We start from the raw sequence: 17,557 nt of genomic DNA on the forward strand, positions 1-17,557 counted from the left end.
CCGCTCGGACGTCATCGCCCGAGCGGCCCCTCGGCGTTCCGGACGGTGGGCCGGGAGGACCGAGAACCGAAAGGGGCCCCGGCCCACCGTCCGGCTCAGCCGAGCCGCTCGACCAGGGCGCGGTACTCGTCCCACAGGGCCTTCGGGGTGTGGTCGCCGAAGGTGTTCAGGTGCTCGGGAACGAGCGCGGCCTCCTCCCGCCAGGCGTCCCGGTCCACGGTGAGCAGGAACCTCAGGTCCTCCTCCGGCAGCTCCAGGCCGTCGGTGTCCAGGGCGGCCGGGGTCGGCACGACGCCGATGGGCGTCTCCACGCCCTCCGCCTCGCCGTTCAGACGCTCGACGATCCACTTCAGCACGCGGCCGTTCTCGCCGAAGCCCGGCCACACGAACCGGCCCGAGTCGTCCTTGCGGAACCAGTTGACGTAGTAGATGCGCGGCAGCTTGGAGTGGTCGGCCTTGGCGCCGACCTCCAGCCAGTGGCCCATGTAGTCGCCCATGTTGTAGCCGCAGAACGGCAGCATGGCGAACGGGTCGCGACGCAGCTCGCCGACCTTGCCCTCGGCCGCGGCGGTCTTCTCGGAGGCCACGTTGGCGCCGAGGAAGACGCCGTGCTGCCAGTCGAACGACTCCGTCACCAGCGGCACCGCGCTCGCCCGGCGGCCGCCGAAGAGGATCGCCGAGATCGGCACGCCCCTGGGGTCCTCCCACTCCGGCGCGATGGTCGGGCACTGCGACGCCGACACGGTGAAGCGGGCGTTGGGGTGCGCGGCCGGGGTGCCGGAGTCGGGCGTCCAGTCGTTGCCGCGCCAGTCGGTCAGATGGGCCGGAGGCTCGGAGGTCATGCCCTCCCACCACACGTCGCCGTCGTCGGTGAGGGCGACGTTGGTGAAGATCGCGTTGCCCCACAGCGTCTTCATCGCGTTGGCGTTGGTGTGCTCGCCGGTGCCCGGCGCCACGCCGAAGAAGCCCGCCTCGGGGTTGATCGCGTAGAGGCGGCCGTCCTCGCCGAAGCGCATCCAGGCGATGTCGTCGCCGATCGTCTCGACCGTCCAGCCGGGGATCGTCGGCTCCAGCATCGCGAGGTTGGTCTTGCCGCACGCGCTGGGGAAGGCCGCGGCCACGTACTTCGCCTCACCGCGGGGCGGGGTGAGCTTCAGGATCAGCATGTGCTCGGCGAGCCAGCCCTCGTCGCGGGCCATCACCGAGGCGATGCGCAGCGCGTAGCACTTCTTGCCCAGCAGCGCGTTGCCGCCGTAGCCCGAGCCGTAGGACCAGATCTCCCGGGTCTCGGGGAAGTGGGAGATGTACTTGGTGGAGTTGCACGGCCAGGGGACGTCCTCTCGGCCCGGCTCCAGGGGGGCGCCGACGGTGTGGACGGCCTTGACGAACGTCCCGTCCTCGCCCAGCTCCTCCAGCACGGCGCTGCCCATGCGGGTCATGATCCGCATGGAGACGGCCACGTAGGCGGAGTCGGTGATCTCCACGCCCAGGGCGGAGAGCGGGGAGCCGAGCGGCCCCATGCAGAACGGGACGACGTACATGGTGCGGCCGCGCATCGAGCCGCGGAAGAGGCCGCCCTCGCCGCCGGCGCCGGTGAAGATCTCGCGCATCTTCGCGGGGGCCATCCAGTGGTTGGTCGGGCCCGCGTCCTCCTCCTTCTCGGAGCAGATGAAGGTGCGGTCCTCCACGCGGGCCACGTCACCGGGGTCGGAGGCGGCGTAGTAGGAGTTGGGGCGCTTGATCGGGTCGAGCCTCCGGAAGGTGCCCTTCTCGACCAGTTCCTCGCACAGCCGCTCGTACTCGGCCTCGGAGCCGTCGCACCAGACGACACGGTCGGGCTGGGTGAGGGCGGCGATCTCGTCGACCCAGGTGATCAGTTCCTGGTGCCGGGTGGGGGTCGTGTTGCCGGGAGCCGCAGTACTGCGCGCCACAATCGCTCCAGATGTCGAGGGTTTTGTGCCGGATACCGCACGTATATCCGGTTCTTGTTCTCCGTACAGCAGACATCGGCCCCTTGGGGGCTGCGGCCCGGACGCTGCGGCGTTGCTCATCCGGTACCGACCACGCTCATTTGATACTCCGCCTTCCGGGCGTTTCTGTCCAGACGGACGGGTCGTGAGCATCGCCACGCGCGGGGAAAAACCTACGGTCACGTAGGTACGATGAGGCGTATGACCGCCGCAGTGCCCGAAGTCCCCAGGCCCGTGCCCGCCGACGACGGTGACGGCAGCGACAGCACCCACAACGCCCACGACACCCACGGCAGCGACAACACCCACGGCAGCGACAACACCCACAGCAGCGACAACACCCACGGCGCCCGCGAGGGGGGAGCCCAGGCCCCCGAACGGTCCGCGTCCCGTCCGCCCAACCCGCTGGGCCAGCTCACCCCGCTCAAGCCCCGGCTGCGGGGATGGTTGCACGCCGGGATGTTCCCGGCCGTCCTGGTCTCCGGACTCTTCCTGACGGCGTTCGCGCAGACCCCGCGCGGCCGGCTCGCCTGCGCCGTCTACACCCTGACGGCCTGTCTGCTCTTCGGCGTCAGCGCGCTGTACCACCGCGGGAACTGGGGGCCGCGCGCCAACGCGGTGCTCCGCCGCCTGGACCACGCGAACATCTTCCTGATCATCGCGGGCACCTACACGCCCCTGACGCTCCTGCTCGTCCCCGGCGGCCGTGGACAGCTCCTGCTCTGGGGGGTGTGGATCGCGGCCGTCGCCGGGATCGCCTTCCGCGTCCTGTGGGTGGGCGCGCCGCGCTGGCTCTACACCCCCTGCTACATCGCGATGGGCTGGGCCGCGGTGTTCTTCCTCCCCGACTTCCTGCGCGCGGGCGGCGTCGCCGTACTGGTGTGCGTGGTGGTCGGCGGCCTGCTCTACAGCGCCGGCGGCATCGTCTACGGCTTCAAGCGCCCCAACCCCTCACCGCGCTGGTTCGGCTTCCACGAGGTCTTCCACTCCTTCACGCTGGCCGCCTTCGCGGTCCACTACGTGGGGATCTCGCTGGTGGCCTACGACGCCTCCTAGGCCGGCCCCCGGCCGCCGGCCCGGCTCCCGGCGCGCCGCACGGAGCGGCCCGCCCGCACACCGGTGCGCCGCCCGTCCTCGACGGCGAACCGGCCATCGACCAGCACGTGCGGGATGCCCACCGGCGGGGTGCGCGGGGCGTCGAACGTCGCGCCCGCCGCCACCGTCTCCGGGTCGAAGAGGACCAGGTCGGCCCGGTACCCCTCGCGGACCAGGCCCCGGTCCGGCAGCCGCAGCCGGGCCGCCGGCCGTCCGCTCAGGTGCGCCACGCACTCCTCCAGCGACAACACCCCCAGCTCGCGCACGTAGCGCCCCAGGTAGTGCGGGAAGGTGCCGTACGCCCGCGGGTGCGGACGGTCGCCGACCAGGATGCCGTCGCTGCCGCCGGTGTGGGCCCGGTGCCGCATGATCGCCCGGACGTTCTCCTCGTGCCCCACGTGCTGGAGGACGGTGGTGCCCAGCCGGTCCGCCAGAAGCAGCCGGCGCGCCACCTCGAACGGCTCCTCGCCGGTCTCGGCCGCCACCCGCGCCACCGTGCGGCCCACGTGCCCGCAAAGGGCCGGGTCGGCCACCCCGGAGATCTCCACGGTCTCCCAGTCCACGGGTACTCCGTGGCAGCCGTCCGAGCCCGCCACCTCCATCGCGTGCCGGACGCGGGCGCACGCGGCGGGGTCGCGCAACCGGGCCAGCGTGGCGTCGGGGCCGCCCTCGGCCGCCCAACTCGGCAGCAGCGCCGCCAGGGTGGTGCAGCCGGGCAGGTACGGGTAGCTGTCGAGCGTCAGGTCCACGCCGCTCTCCAGCGCCGCGTCCAGCAGGGCCAGCAACTCGGGCGCGCGCCCGGCGTTGACGGAGAAGTTCACGGTGGCGTGCGCCAGGTGCAGGGCGCACCCCGAGGCGCGGGCCACCTCCACCATCTGCGCGTACGCCGCCAGGGCCCCCGCGCCGTAGGACCGGTGGTGGGGGCAGTGGTAACCGCCGTAGGACGCCACCACGCGGCACAGCTCGACCAACTCGGCGTCGGGCGCGTACATGCCCGGCACGTACGTCAGGCCGGACGACATGCCCACCGCGCCCTGTTCCAGGCCCTCGGCGACCAGGCGCCGCATCCTCCCCAGCTCCTCCTCCGTGGCGGGCCGGTCCTCCCAACCGACCGCCATCGCCCGCACCGTGCCGTGCGGGACGAGGTAGGCGGCGTTGACGGCGATGCCGCGGTCGAGGCGGTCCAGGTACTCCCCGACGGTCCGCCAGTCGAAGTCGACGTCCCCACCGTCGCCGTTCCAGCCGGTGATCGCCCGCCGCACCTCCTCCAGGGTGCGGTCGTCCACCGGCGCGTACGACAGTCCGTCCTGCCCGATCACCTCCAGCGTCACCCCCTGGGCGACCTTCGCGCCGTGGTCGGGGTCGCGCAGCAGGGCCAGGTCGCTGTGGGCGTGCATGTCGACGAAGCCGGGCGCGAGGGTGAGCCCGTGCGCCTCCAGCACGCGCCGTCCGTCCGGACGCGGCCCGGCGTCCCCCTCGCGGTGGATCACGGCGATCCGGCCGGAGACGACGCCGACGTCCGCCCGGTACGGGGGGCCGCCGGTGCCGTCGACGACGCGTACGTCACGCAGGACGAGGTCCACGGGGACTCCGGAGTTCGGGAAGGCCGGGGAGGATCAGAAGAAGGTGCGGACGAGATCGGTGACCGTGCCGTCCGCCTCGGTGACCGGGATCAGCTGCCAGCGGTCGAAGACCGTGCACGGATGCGACAGGCCCAACGCCACCCAGTCGCCCACCTCCAGCTCCGCGCCCGGGGCCAGCGTGACGAAGGCGTGCTGGTCCGCCAGCCTCACCACCTCCAGGCCCGCGGCGTCCCGCTCGACGCCGTCGGCGGTGCGGACGGCCACGGGGCACGGCAGCCCCAGGTCGTAGGAGGCGTCCCGCTTGCCCGCGTTGAGGAACGCCCGGTGCGGCTCGGGCCGGGAGACCACCTGCGCCCACAACCGGAACGCGGGCAGCAGCGAGCCCTCGTCGGGCACGCGGTTGAACGGGGTGAGACGGCGATAGTGGCCGTCGTCGTGCGAGACGTACGCGCCCGAGCGCAGCAGCCGCAGCACCGGCCGGGACAGCTCGGGCAGGGCCGCGAACTCCTCGGCCACCAGGTCGAACCAGGCGCTGCCGCCCGCGCTCACCACGATCCGCCCGTCCCCGCCGTCCCCGCCGAGCCCGTTCAGCAGTCCCGCCGCGTCCAGCTCGACGGCCAGGGAGGTCAGGGAGCGCAGCCAGGCCCGCACCCGGTCGGCGTCGGCGTCCGGCACCTCGCCCTCGTACCCGGCCACCCCCACCAGCCGCAGCGAGGACGCGGCCGCCACCGCCCGTGCGACCTCCACCGCCTCCTCGGACGTGCGCACGCCGGTGCGACCGCCCGGGACGCCGAGCTCGACCACCACGTCGAGCGGACGGGCCGCCTTCCCGGCGCCCTCGCCGGCGCCCAGCGCCCCGTCCATCAGCTCCACGCCGCGCACCGAGTCCACGTAGCAGACGAACTCCGCCTCCGGGTCGGCCGCGAGCTCACCGACCACCCAGCGCAGCGCGGCGGCGTCCACCACCTCGTTGGCCAGGAAGATCCGCCGGACGCCGAAGGCCCGGTAGACGCGCGCCTGGGAGGGGACGGCCGCCGTGATGCCCCAGGCGCCGTGGTCCACCTGTCGCCGCAGCAGCCGGGGGGCCATCGAGGTCTTGCCGTGCGGGGCGAAGGCCAGGCCGTGCCGCGCCGTGTACTCGCCCAGTTGCCGCAGGTTGTGCTCCAGGGCCTCGGCGGAGAGCGTCAGCACCGGGGTGGTGAAGCCGCCGGTGAACACCGAACGCCGCTGGGCCGCGAGCTCGCCCACGGTGAGTCCGGCGGCGTCCGGGGGCAGTCCCTTGAAGCGGTGGTCGACGACCTCGTCGGCGAGGCGGGCGACGGGATCGGTGGGCTCGGTGGGCTCGGCGTGCTCGGCGGCCATGGTCAACTCCGGGCTCCGGGAGGATCGTTGCGTATGATGCAACAGTCGTTGCGCGCAGTGCTCTCCGCTGTCTAGCATCCCGGCGAACACCCGGTCAACGGCCCCGGACCCAGGAGCGGAGGACGACGGTGACCATGCCCCCCGCCCCCCGCACGGGCCTCGACCCCGGAGCCGACCCCGCGTCCGTGCCCACCCCCCGGCCCGGCCGGCCCGGCTTCGACGCCGCCTGCCTGGGGGAGACCATGGTCGTCCTCCGGCCCGCCGGCCCCGAACGCCTCGCCGACGCGGAGACCTTCGTCCCCGGCGTCGGCGGCGCCGAGTCCAATGTCGCCTGCCTGCTCGCCGCCGCCGGGCACCGCGTCCGCTGGGTCGGACGGGTGGGCACCGACGGCTTCGGCGACCGCGTCCTGGCCGAGCTGACCGCCCGCGGCGTGGACGTCTCCGCCGTGCGACGCGACCCGAACCGCCCCACCGGCGTGTACTTCCGCACCGACGGCGAACGCAGCACCACCGAAGGACGGCCCGAGGACGCCTCCCTGGCCGAGGTGCTCTACCACCGCGCCGGATCGGCCGCCTCCGCCATGTCCCCGTCCGCCGTCGACCGCGCGGCCGTCGACGACTGCCGCGTCCTCCACATCGGCGGCATCACCGCGGCGCTCTCCGACTCCTGCCGCGACCTGGTCCGGGAGCTGACCGCTCCCCGGCCCGGCCGCCCCCTGGTGTCCTTCGACGTGAACTACCGGGTGGGACTGTGGCGGCGGCGCGATCCGGCCGTCCTGCTGGACCTCGCCCGCCGCTGCGACGTGGTGTTCGTCGGCGCCGACGAGGCGCGCGAACTCTGGGGCGCGGACGACCCCGACGCCGTGCGGGCGCTGCTGCCCGAACCGTCCGCCGTGGTCGTCAAGGACGGCGGCCGGGCCGCCACCGCCCACACCGCCGAGGGCCCCTGCCGGGTGCCGGCCCTGTCGGTGGAGGTGGTGGGGCCCGTCGGCGCCGGCGACGCGTTCGCCGCCGGGTTCCTCTCGGCCACCCTGCGCGGACTGCCCGTCCCGCTGCGGCTGCGCCACGGACACCTGGCGGCCGCCGCCGCGCTCACCGTCCCCGGTGACCTCGCCGAGCCGCCCGACCGGTCCGTCGTCGACCGCCTGGCCGCGCTCGACGACGGGGCCTGGGGCGGACTGCGGCTGGGGCCCGGCTGGACGCGCGAGGGCGCCCCGCGCGAGGACCGCGAGAGCCGCCCACCCGGAGGACACGTCCCATGAGCCGAACCGTCGACCGGGCGCTGAGCATCCTGCCGCTGCTGGCGCGGGGACCGGCGAACCTGGAGCAGGTCGCCCGCCACCTGGACGTGCACAAGTCCACCGCCCTGCGGTTGCTGCGCACCCTGCACGAGCACGGCATGGTCCACCGCCAGCAGGACCAGCGCTACCGCCTGGGCGCACGGCTGATCGCCCTGGCCCAGGAGGCCGTGGAGAACATCGACGTGCGCGCCGTCGCCCACCCCCACCTGGTCGAGCTGGGCGCCGCCTGCGGGCACACCGTGCACCTGGCCGTCCGCCAGGAGGACGAGGTGGTCTACATCGACAAGGTCGAGAGCCGCCGCCCGGTGCGGATGTACTCGCGCATCGGACGGCCCGTGGCGATCACCGTCGCCGCCGTCGCCAAGGTCCTCCTCGCCGACCTCCCCGAGGCCGAACGGCGGGCCCTGGCCGAGCGCCTGGAGTACCCCTCCCACACGCCCCGCTCCACCCCCGGACCGGCCGCCTTCCTGGCGGAACTGGCGCGGGTGCGCGAGCAGGGCTGGGCCACCGACCTCGGCGGCCACGAGGAGACGATCAACTGCGTGGCCGCACCCGTGCGCGGCGCGGACGGCCGGGCGGTGGCCGCGCTGTCGGTCTCGGCGCCCGTCGTCGCGGCCGGCGCCGACGAGCTGATGCGCCTGCTGCCGCTGGTGCGCCGCACGGCGGACGCCGTCGGCGCCGAGTACTCCGGGAAGTCCCCGCACTCCGGGTAGCCCCGGTCCGGGCGGTCCCGGAGGGTCCGCCGAGAACCCGAGGAGAGAAGAGCGACCGTGAACGACACGCCCCGCAAGACCGCCCTCACCCCGCCCACCCACACCACCCCGCCCGCGCGCTTCTCGCACGGGGTGCGCAAGGGGAACGTCCTCCAGGTCGCCGGCCAGGTCGGCTTCCTGCCCGCCGAACCCGGACAGCCGCCCACCCCGGCCGGGCCGACCCTGCGCGAGCAGACCCTCCAGACCCTCGCCAACGTCGAGGCCGTCCTGCGGGAGGGCGAGGCGAGCTGGGAGGACGTGGTGATGGTCCGGGTCTACCTCACCGACACCGCTCACTTCGCCGAGTTCAACGAGCTCTACGACGCCCACTTCGCGGACCTGGCCGGCCCCCCGCCGGCCCGCACCACCGTCTACGTCGGCCTGCCCGCCGGGCTGCTGGTGGAGATCGACGCCCTGGCCGTCCTGGACTGACCCCGAACCTCGCCCGGCGGCGCGCACACCCGTACGGCGGCGCGCGGTCGGCCGGGCGGGCGGTACCGGGACGAGTCGGCGCCCGCGTGCCGCCGGTCACGGTGCGCCCCCTTGTGCCGACCGGCGGCGCGCTGTTGTATGCCCAGGCCGTTCATCGGGAGGAGAGGGAGGTCGCGTATGGCCGGTACGGGCGAGAAGGACGGAACGGGCGCCGGGCCGGTCGCCGGACCGGCGGAGGCGCCCGAGCGGAAGGCGAGCTGGCGGCTCATCGGTCCGGGCGTCGTCGTGGCGGCCACCGGCGTCGGCGCGGGCGACCTGGTGGCCACCCTGCTGGCCGGCAGCAAGTTCGGCTACACGCTGCTGTGGGCGGCCGTCATCGGCTGCCTGGTGAAGATCTCGCTGGCCGAGGCCACCGGGCGCTGGCACCTGGCCACCGGCCGGACCCTGCTGGACGGTTGGCGCGGCCTGGGCGCGTGGACCACCGTCTACTTCGCGGTCTACGTCGTCGTCTGGGGGTTCGTCTACGGCGCCACCGCCATGTCCTCCGCCGCGCTGCCGCTCGCGGCGCTCTTCCCCGCCGGGCCGTCCCTGCGGACCTGGGCGATCCTGTGCGGTCTGGTGGGGCTGGCGTTCGTCTGGTTCAACCGGTACGCGGTCGTCGAGAAGGTCATGATGGTCTTCGTCGGCGTGATGTTCGTGATCGTCGTCTACGTGGCGATCCGCGTCGCGCCCGGCCTCGGCGACTCCTTCGCGGGCCTGCTGCCCGTCCTGCCCGACGGCTCGCTGTTCTACACGCTCGGCCTGATCGGCGGGGTCGGCGGGACGATCACCATGGCCGCGTACGGCTACTGGGTCAACGCCAAGGGCTGGACCGACAGCGGCTGGATCCCGATGATGCGGCTGGACAACCGGGTCGCGTACGTCACCACCGGCGTCTTCGTCGTGGCGATGCTGATCGTCGGTGCCGAGCTGCTGCACTCCACGAACATCGCCCTCGGCGGCGGCGACCGGGGACTGCTCGACCTGAGCGGCGTGCTGGAGGACCGCTTCGGGCCGGTGACCGCCAACCTCTTCCTGGTCGGCTTCTTCGCCGCGTCCTTCTCCTCGCTGGTCGGCGTCTGGCACGGCGTCGGCCTGCTCTTCGCCGACTTCGTGGAGCGCACGCGCGCCGCCCGGGCGCAGGGCAGCGGCGGGGAACCGCCGGTGCTGGAGGTCGCCCGGGGGCAGCGGGAGCGGTCCTGGCCGTTCCGCTGCTACCTGCTCTGGCTGACGTTCCCGCCGATGGGGCTGCTCTGGCTGGACAGGCCCTTCGGCCTGGTCGTCGCCTACGGCGTCCTGGGAGCCTTCTTCATGCCCTTCCTCGCCGCGACGCTGCTGTGGCTGCTCAACTCCTCCCGCACCCCGCGCCGGTGGCGCAACGGGCCGCTGAGCAACGGGGTGCTGACGGTGGCCGGGCTGTTGTTCGTGGTGCTGTGCGTCCACGAGCTGTACGAACTGTTCTGACGCGGGCCCGGCCGGCCCGACGGGCGGAAGGGGCCGGTGGTGGGGAGGAACGGCCGTCCCTCCCCACCACCGGCCCCTCGGTGCCTCGGGCTCACCCGGTCCCGGTCACGGCAGCCCGTGGACGTGCGGTCCGACCGTGTTCGACCAGCGGTTCCCGTTCGCCGCGTCCCAGTTGGTGGACCAGGTCATGGCGCCGCGGATGCCCGGGTAGGTCTTCGCCGGCTTGAACGAACCGCAGTTCGTGCCCTTGGCCAGGCAGTCCAACGCGGCGTTCACCACGGACGGGTCGACGTAGCCGGAACCGGCGCCCCGGGTGGAGGCGGGGGTGCCGATCCCCACCTGGGACGGGTCGAGGCCACCCTCCAGCTGGATGCAGGCCAGCGCGGTGAGGAAGTCGACCGAGCCCTGCGAGTACACCCTGCCGTCGCAGCCCAGCATCGAACCGCTGTTGTAGTACTGCATGTTGACGACCGTGAGGATGTCCTTCACGTTCAGCGCCAGCTTGAAGTACTCGGTCGAGGTCGACTGCATGTCGATCGTCTGCGGCGCCATGGTGAGGACCATGTCGGGCCCGGCCTTCGCCGACAGCGAGCGCAGCGCCCGGGTGAGGTGGGTCGAGTCGATGCCGTGTTCGAGGTCGATGTCGACGCCGTCGAACCCGTACTCCTGCATCAGCCGGTGGGCGCTGTCGGCGAAGCGCGCGGCCGAGGCGGAGTCGTTGACGATGACGTTGCCCTTCTCGCCGCCCACCGAGATGATCACCTTCTTGCCCTCGGCCTGCTTGGCGGCGATGTCGTCCTTGAACTCCCGCACCGAGGAGTAGCCGAGCGCCGGGTCGAGGTTGAAGGTGATCTCGCCCGGGTCGGCCGTGGAGTCGGCGAAGGAGACGGCGATGATGTCGTACTGGTCCTGGACGTCGCGCAGCTTCTGGACCGTCGCGCCGTTGTCGAAGTTCTGCCAGTAACCCGTCACCGCGTGCTTCGGCACGCCCGCGCCGGGCTCCCCGCCGCCGTCCCGTTCGCGGGTGGTGACGGTGACGGGGGCGGACCTCGTCGACTCGCCGGCGCCGTTGACGGCGCTGACGCGGAACTCGTAGGAGGTGGCGGGCGACAGGCCGGTCACGGTCGCCGAGGTGCCCTGGACGGATTGGACCCTCTCGCCGTCGCGGTGGACGTGGTAGCCGGTGGCGCCGGCGGTGGCGTTCCAGGTCAGGGTGACCGAGGTGGAGGTGGTCCGGCCGACGGTCAGTCCGTCGGGCGCGGCCGGGGGCTCCGGCTCGGGGTCGGGCTCGCCCGGATCGCCGCCGGGGCCGGTGAGGGAGACGTCGTCGACGTGGTAGGCGCTCTGGCCGTACCAGCCGTGGGTGTGGACGGTGACCGAGGTGGTGTTCGGTCCGGTGGTGAAGGACGTCCTCAACTGCTGCCAGCCGGAGGTGCCCGGGGTCCAGGTGGAGACGTCGGTGGTGCCGGTGCCCGTCGCGCCGAGGTAGACGTAGGAGCCCTGCACCCAGGCGTCGAGCCGGTACTCGGAGTTCGGCCGCACGGGGACGGTCTGGGCGCAGCGGGCGTTGTCATCGTTCGACGGCGTGGCCTTCAGCGCGGACGATCCGCCGTGCACCGGGGAGGAGACGATCGCGCCGCTGCCGGCGGAGCAGGTCCAACTCCCCAACCCGGACTCGAAGCCGGGGTTCTTCACCAGGTTCGCCTCGGCGGCGTCGGCGCTGCCGGCCGACCAGCCGAAGGCCGGCGAACCGGCCGCGATCACGGCCGCGCCGAGCACCGCGACGATCCTGGCGCGGGCGCCGGGGCGGCGGCCCTTCGAGGCCGCGTCACTCCTCCCGGCTCTCCCGGCCCTGCCGGTTCCTCGCGTCGTGCGTTCCACTACTGCCTCCGTGCGTTGGGGGGTGAGAGCGCGTGGGGAGCGCATGGAAGACGGTGGCCACCGTGCTGAGCCGGAAGGATGGTTCAGACCAATGGGGGTGTCAAGGGGGGCGGGAGGCCGAGAGGCGGCAGGGGCGGCCGGGGAGCCGCGCGAAACCCGCCCAGGGACCGCCCGTGGTCCTCGCCGAGGGGCGCGAGACGCCCGGAAGAACCCGCCGATTCGCCCCCGGTGCCCCCAATGTGGCGGTGTCGCGGCACGCTCCGTGCCCTCCGCCTTCCGGTAAGTGTTCTCTACCGCCCAAACCGCCTATAGGCTGCTGAGTCGGCAGAACCGAAAGGCTCCACGGGGCAGAGCAGTACCGCAGGACAGTTCTTGGACAGGGGAATCCCCACGTGCCCACCGCGATAGCCGTCACCAGCGCCGACCTGGTGCTCCCCCCGCCCGACGCGCACACGCCGACGGCGCACGTGCTGACGCCGCCCGACCGGCAACCGCTGGACGCGGCGCTCCGCGAGACGCACCTGATGCTCGAACAGCACGGCCACGCCGTCGTGCTCTACCCCTCGTCCGTCCCCGCCGACGTCGTCCGGCGGCTGCACACCATCCGTTCGGTGCTGGAGAGCGACCGCATCGCCCTGCTGGAGGTCGACCTCCCCCCGCTGGCCACCGCCGTACTGGCCCTCCAGCTGCGCCAGTTGTCCGTCTGCGACTTCAGCCCCGGCGTCCTGGGCGCCGCCGTCCGCCTGTTGACCCACTACGTGTACGCGGGCGCGCTGCTGACCTCCGTCGCCCGGCTGGACCGTGTGCCCGTCGGTCTCACCGCGCACGCCAGGTCCTGGGTGCCCGGCACCCGGTTCGCCGTGCTCGCCGGCCCCCGGCCCCACCTGGTGAAGGCCGACGGTGACGGAGCGCTCGCCGGCCCCGGGTTCGCCACCCGGCTCACCTACGCCGCCGGCCGGGTCGCCCCCGACTGGGTGACCGACACCCTCGCCCCCGGGTGGCGGGTGCACGGCGTCCAGGAGGTGGAGCTGCCCGCCGAGTCGCCCCGCTGGTGGGGGACGGGCAAGCTGGTGGAGTTCGTCGCGGCCATCCCGGACGTCTCCGTCCTGTACCAACTCGTCAGCTCGGTACGGCGTGAGGAGTGCCACTGGTGCGGCCTGGAGCTGATCGGCGACCGGTGCGCGTTCTGCTCCGCCCCCGCGGCGCCGTCCGAGGCCCGCGACACCACCGGAGCCCACGGCGCTCCCCGAACCCACCGAGGCGCCCTGCCGACCGGTCGTGGCGCCCCCCTTCCCGACCGGACCCGCTGAGGTGCTCCGCCACCGCCCCGGCGGGACCGGGGCCACGACACGGCCGCGCACGGCCCCCGCCGCCGGAACCGACCACCGCCGCCGCCCCCGAACGAGGTAAACGAGGTAGCCGCCACCATGAACTCACGCCAGCGTCGCGGCGTCATCCTGCTGCTCCTGTCCGTGCTGTGCGCCCTGGGCGCCTTCGCGGGGGTGCTGTCGGTGATCGACGACGTGGAGTCGAAGGTCGGTCCGGAGGTCACCGCGTACCGGCTGGCCCGGGACGTGCCGGCCTACCGGGCGCTCGACACCGGCTCGGTGGAGGAGGTCTCCATACCGGAACGCTGGCTGTCGGACACCGCGATCACCGACATCGACGACGTGAAGGGCAAGATCGCCGCGGGCCCCCTCAAGGCGGGCTCCCTGCTCCAGTCCGACATGGTGATCGACCGGCCCGAACTGCAGCGGGGCGAACAGGAGATCGCCATCATGATCGACGCGGAGACCGGTGTCGCGGGCAAGATCCGGTCCGGTTCCCGCGTCAACATCTACGCCACCTTCCGCGACAAGAACGAGAACGAGGTCTCCAAGGTGATCGTCGACCACGCCCGCGTCATCGACGTCGGCGAACTCACCCCCATCTCCCGGGACCGGAACGAGGACGTCGACCGCGACTCCGAAGCGGTGCCGATCACCTTCGCGCTGAGCACCGTGGACGCCCAGCGGGTGGCCTTCGCCGAGTCCTTCGCCGTGAACGTCCGGCTGGCCCTGGTCGCCCCCGGCGACGAGACCCCCATCTCCGAGGAAGACCGCACCTACACCCTCGTCGGGGACAAGTGAGGCACGGATGGTCACACGCATCCTCCCGGCCGTCGGCGACGCGGACGCCGCCCGCTCCGTGACGGCCCTGCTGAGCCGGCTCCCCGACACCGAGGCCGCGCCGCCCGCCGGCGACTCCACCTCGCTGCTGGACGCCCTGGCGGCGACGGCCGGCGAGTCGGTGGCCGACCTCCCCGAGGTCGTCCTCGTCCACGAACGCATCGGACCGGTCCCCGCCCTGGACCTCATCCGCCAGGTCGCGCTGCGCTTCCCGGCGGTCGGGGTGGTCCTGGTGACCGCCGACACCTCCCCCGGCCTGTACTCGGCGGCCATGGACGCCGGCGCGCGCGGCGTGGTCGGGCTGCCCCTGTCGTACGACGAACTGGCGGCACGGGTGGGCGCCGCCGCGCAGTGGGCGACGGGCGTACGACGGCACCTGGGCCCCGGTCCGGACGTCCTGGCCGGCCCCGGCGGCACCGTCGTCACCGTCACCGGCGCCAAGGGCGGGGTGGGCACCACGCTGCTGGCCGTCCAACTGGCCCTCGCCGCCCGCGCCTCGGGCCGCGGCACCGCACTGGTCGACATGGACCTCCAGGCCGGCGACGTGGGCTCCTACCTCGACGTCCAGTTCCGCCGGTCGATCGCCGACCTCGCCGGCATCAACGACATCTCGCCGCGCGTGCTCGACGACGCCGTCTACTCCCACTCCACCGGGGTCGCCCTGCTCCTCGCCCCGGCCGAGGGCGAACGTGGCGAGGAGGTCGACGACCGCGCGACCCGTCAGGTCCTCGGCGCGCTGCGGTCCCGCTACGAGGTCGTGGTGATCGACTGCGGCACGCAGATGAACGCCGCCAACGCCGCCGCCGTGGAGACGGCGGACACGGCGCTGCTGGTCACCACCCCCGACGTGGTCGCCGTGCGCGCCGCCAAGCGCATGGTCCGCCTCTGGGACCGGCTCCAGGTCCGCAAGGCGGAGGAGACGACGACGGTCGTCAACCGGCACACCCGCAGCGCCGAGATCCACCCGCAGCTCATCGCGCAGATCGTCCGCACCCGGATCGCGCGCACCGCCGTTCCGGCCAACTTCAGGGAACTCCAGGGTGCCGTGGACTCCGGTCGGATGCAGGACCTGGACAGCCGCGGCGCCGTCAAACAGGCGATGTGGGCCCTGGCCGGGGAACTGGGCCTGGTCGGCGCGGCCGACGGTGCGGACGGAACGGGCCGCAGGGGCCCCGCGGGTCGGGGCCGGCGCCGCAGGGGAGGCGTCGAACGGCACTCCTAGGGGCAGCAACGCAGTGGACCGGTCACCGGGGTCGGGACCGGGGGAGGGAAGACCGATGCGCGCCACGCGGACACCGGACCGCGCGGGCGGCCACGCCCCGGAACGGGGACGGCACCCGCGGCGGGGCCGGAGCCGGGAGCGGGAGGGGGACGCCGGCCAGACGATCGTCGAGTTCGTCGGCACGCTGCCCCTGATCCTGGTCGTCCTGGCGCTGATGTGGCAGTTCGTGCTGATCGGCTACACCTTCACCCTCGCCGGCGACGCCGCCGACCGGGGCGCCCGCGCGGCCGCGGTGGACGGGGACTGCACCGGGGAGGCCCTGGAGGACCTGCCGGCGGCCTGGCGCGGCTCGGCCGACGTCCAAGGCTGCGGCTCCGGGGGCGCCATGGTCACGGTCACCGTCCACCTGAGGGTGCCGGTGCTCTTCCCCGGCGGAGCGAACCTGCCGATGACGATCACCGGGAAGGCGGGCGCGGTGAAGGAGGGACGGGAGTGAACAGGCCCCGAGGCCACCGACCCGGGCGGCTCCGCCGGCGGAGCCGCCCCGACCGCGGTCAGGCCGCCCTGGAGTTCGTCGGCTTCCTCCCGCTGCTCCTGCTGGTCGGGCTCGCCGCGATCCAGCTCGGCCTGGTCGCCTACGCCGCCCAACAGGCCGGCACGGGAGCCCGCGCCGCCGCCCGCGCCGAGTCGATCGAGGACGGGGACGTCGGCGGCGAACGGGCCGGCCGCGCCGCCGTCAGCGACTGGCTCGACACCGAGATCGGGATCAGCGCCTCGGACGACGAGGTGACCGCCACCGTCACGGTGGACATCCCCTCGATCGTTCCCGGCATCGACGGCTTCGGCACGGTGAGGAGGAGCTCCACCATGCCCCGCGGCTGACCCCCGCCCGTCCCCGGACCGACCGCACCACCCCAAAGGACCCAGGAGGAGTTGGCGATGAGCCTGAGGGCGCGCCTCACCGCACCCGAGACGGCCGGTGAACAGCAGGACGAGGGCCGGCTCGTCTCGGTCTACCGCGCCAAACTGCTGGAGGAGATCGACCTCGCGGAGATGTCGGCCCTCGCGGCGGCCGAGCGCCGCGTCCGCCTGGAACGGGTGCTGGGCCACATCATCAGCCGCGAGGGCCCGGTGCTCTCCACCCAGGAGCGCTCCCTCCTGATCCGCCGCGTCGTGGACGAGGCCCTGGGCCTGGGGATCCTGGAACCGCTGCTGGAGGACGCCTCCATCACCGAGATCATGGTCAACGGCCCCGACCAGGTCTTCGTCGAGCGGGCCGGCCGCGTCGAACGCCTCCCGCTGCGCTTCGCCTCCACCGAGCAGTTGATGCAGACCATCGAGCGCATCGTCTCCACCGTCAACCGCCGCGTCGACGAGTCCAACCCCATGGTCGACGCCCGCCTCCCCTCCGGGGAGCGCGTCAACGTCATCATCCCGCCGCTGTCCCTGACCGGGCCCGCGCTCACCATCCGGCGCTTCCCCCGCGCCTACACCCTCCACGAGATGATCGGCCTGGGGACGCTGGACGAACACATGCTCCTGCTGCTGTCGGGGCTGGTCCGCGCCCGCTTCAACGTCGTCGTCTCCGGCGCCACGGGCTCCGGCAAGACCACCCTGCTCAACGCGCTGTCCGGGCTGATCCCCGACGGCGAGCGCATCATCACCATCGAGGACGCCGCCGAACTCCAGCTCCAACAGAGCCACGTCATCAGCCTGGAGAGCCGTCCCGCCAACGTCGAGGGCCAGGGCCGGATCACCATCCGCGACCTGGTGCGCAACTCCCTGCGCATGCGCCCCGACCGCATCATCGTCGGCGAGGTCCGCGGCGGCGAGACCCTCGACATGCTGCAGGCGATGTCCACCGGCCACGACGGATCGCTCGCCACCGTCCACGCCAACAGCGCCGAGGACGCCCTGATGCGCCTCCAGACCCTCGCCTCCATGTCGGAGGTGAAGATCCCCTTCGAGGCGCTGCGGGACCAGATCAACAGCTCCCTGGACGTCATCGTCCAGCTCGCCCGCCACCCCGACGGATCGCGCCGGGTCGGCGAGATCGCCGTCCTGGACTCCAGGGGCCGCGAGGAGTACCGCATCGTGACCGTCTGCCGCTTCGAGTCCCTGCCCGTGGGCGCGGACGGCGTCGTGCGCGGCGCCTTCCGCCACCTGCCCCTGCCGCGCCGTACGGCCGAACGCCTCCACCTGAAGGGGGAGGCCGTACCACCCGCCTTCGGCGTCGCGCGGGACGACAGCCAACTCACCACCCGAGCAGCCACCTAGGAAGCCGCCCG

15 protein-coding genes are annotated in these 17,557 nt (G+C 73.4%); 11 read left to right on the forward strand and 4 right to left on the reverse strand.

Going from position 1 to position 17,557, the window contains the following annotated elements; translation table 11 throughout:
- Nucleotides 1-95 precede the first annotated feature (95 nt).
- Nucleotides 96-1,931, reverse strand: a complete 1,836-nt coding sequence (locus F0L17_RS16985) for a phosphoenolpyruvate carboxykinase (GTP) (RefSeq protein WP_162466305.1) — start codon at nucleotides 1,929-1,931, stop codon at nucleotides 96-98.
- A gap of 231 nt (nucleotides 1,932-2,162) precedes the next feature.
- Here F0L17_RS16985 and trhA point away from each other — a divergent pair, with 231 nt between their 5' ends.
- A complete protein-coding gene (gene trhA / locus F0L17_RS16990) occupies nucleotides 2,163-3,026 on the forward strand; it encodes a PAQR family membrane homeostasis protein TrhA (protein WP_420802425.1) in 864 nt (287 codons plus the stop codon).
- Here trhA and F0L17_RS16995 read toward each other — a convergent pair.
- Both F0L17_RS16995 and F0L17_RS17000 read right to left on the reverse strand, forming a co-directional pair.
- On the reverse strand, nucleotides 3,023-4,648 hold the full coding sequence (locus tag F0L17_RS16995) for an amidohydrolase family protein (protein ID WP_162466306.1): 1,626 nt from the start codon (nucleotides 4,646-4,648) through the stop codon (nucleotides 3,023-3,025). The genes trhA and F0L17_RS16995 overlap by 4 nt on opposite strands.
- Before the next feature lie 33 nt (nucleotides 4,649-4,681).
- Nucleotides 4,682-6,010, reverse strand: a complete 1,329-nt coding sequence (locus F0L17_RS17000) for an amino acid deaminase (protein ID WP_155071745.1) — start codon at nucleotides 6,008-6,010, stop codon at nucleotides 4,682-4,684.
- Between the two features lie 134 nt (nucleotides 6,011-6,144).
- Here F0L17_RS17000 and F0L17_RS17005 point away from each other — a divergent pair, with 134 nt between their 5' ends.
- From F0L17_RS17005 to F0L17_RS17020, 4 genes are all read left to right on the forward strand, one after another.
- On the forward strand, nucleotides 6,145-7,272 hold the full coding sequence (locus F0L17_RS17005; protein ID WP_155073757.1) for a sugar kinase: 1,128 nt from the start codon (nucleotides 6,145-6,147) through the stop codon (nucleotides 7,270-7,272).
- Nucleotides 7,269-8,024: an IclR family transcriptional regulator gene (locus tag F0L17_RS17010; protein ID WP_155071746.1), complete on the forward strand. Its 756-nt coding sequence runs from the start codon at nucleotides 7,269-7,271 to the stop codon at nucleotides 8,022-8,024. The genes F0L17_RS17005 and F0L17_RS17010 overlap by 4 nt, the downstream gene beginning before the upstream one ends.
- 57 nt (nucleotides 8,025-8,081) lie before the next feature.
- Nucleotides 8,082-8,495: a Rid family hydrolase gene (locus tag F0L17_RS17015; protein WP_162466307.1), complete on the forward strand. Its 414-nt coding sequence runs from the start codon at nucleotides 8,082-8,084 to the stop codon at nucleotides 8,493-8,495.
- Between the two features lie 177 nt (nucleotides 8,496-8,672).
- Nucleotides 8,673-9,998 (forward strand): Nramp family divalent metal transporter, encoded by a 1,326-nt coding sequence (locus F0L17_RS17020; RefSeq protein WP_155071747.1) that lies wholly within the window; start codon nucleotides 8,673-8,675, stop codon nucleotides 9,996-9,998.
- Between the two features lie 105 nt (nucleotides 9,999-10,103).
- Here F0L17_RS17020 and F0L17_RS17025 read toward each other — a convergent pair whose 3' ends face one another.
- Nucleotides 10,104-11,924: a chitinase gene (locus F0L17_RS17025; RefSeq protein WP_155071748.1), complete on the reverse strand. Its 1,821-nt coding sequence runs from the start codon at nucleotides 11,922-11,924 to the stop codon at nucleotides 10,104-10,106.
- Nucleotides 11,925-12,271: 347 nt separating this feature from the next.
- Here F0L17_RS17025 and F0L17_RS17030 point away from each other — a divergent pair, with 347 nt between their 5' ends.
- The 6 genes from F0L17_RS17030 (at nucleotide 12,272) to F0L17_RS17055 (ending at nucleotide 17,546) form a co-directional block, all read left to right on the forward strand.
- Complete coding sequence (locus F0L17_RS17030; RefSeq protein ID WP_162466308.1) at nucleotides 12,272-13,189, forward strand: hypothetical protein; 918 nt, start codon at nucleotides 12,272-12,274, stop codon at nucleotides 13,187-13,189.
- Between the two features lie 117 nt (nucleotides 13,190-13,306).
- A complete protein-coding gene (gene cpaB / locus F0L17_RS17035) occupies nucleotides 13,307-14,008 on the forward strand; it encodes a Flp pilus assembly protein CpaB (protein ID WP_155071749.1) in 702 nt (233 codons plus the stop codon).
- 7 nt (nucleotides 14,009-14,015) lie between these two features.
- Nucleotides 14,016-15,269, forward strand: a complete 1,254-nt coding sequence (locus F0L17_RS17040) for a CpaE/TadZ family protein (RefSeq protein ID WP_155071750.1) — start codon at nucleotides 14,016-14,018, stop codon at nucleotides 15,267-15,269.
- Between the two features lie 55 nt (nucleotides 15,270-15,324).
- On the forward strand, nucleotides 15,325-15,765 hold the full coding sequence (locus F0L17_RS27650; protein WP_155071751.1) for a TadE/TadG family type IV pilus assembly protein: 441 nt from the start codon (nucleotides 15,325-15,327) through the stop codon (nucleotides 15,763-15,765).
- Nucleotides 15,762-16,151, forward strand: coding sequence for a TadE/TadG family type IV pilus assembly protein (locus F0L17_RS27655; RefSeq protein ID WP_338018119.1), 390 nt, complete (start codon nucleotides 15,762-15,764; stop codon nucleotides 16,149-16,151). Before F0L17_RS27650 ends, F0L17_RS27655 begins: the two co-directional genes overlap by 4 nt.
- A gap of 57 nt (nucleotides 16,152-16,208) precedes the next feature.
- Complete coding sequence (locus F0L17_RS17055) at nucleotides 16,209-17,546, forward strand: TadA family conjugal transfer-associated ATPase (protein WP_155071752.1); 1,338 nt, start codon at nucleotides 16,209-16,211, stop codon at nucleotides 17,544-17,546.
- The last annotated feature ends 11 nt before the right edge of the window (nucleotides 17,547-17,557 follow it).

This window comes from Streptomyces taklimakanensis, from assembly GCF_009709575.1.
In the GTDB taxonomy this organism is placed as follows: domain Bacteria; phylum Actinomycetota; class Actinomycetes; order Streptomycetales; family Streptomycetaceae; genus Streptomyces; species Streptomyces taklimakanensis.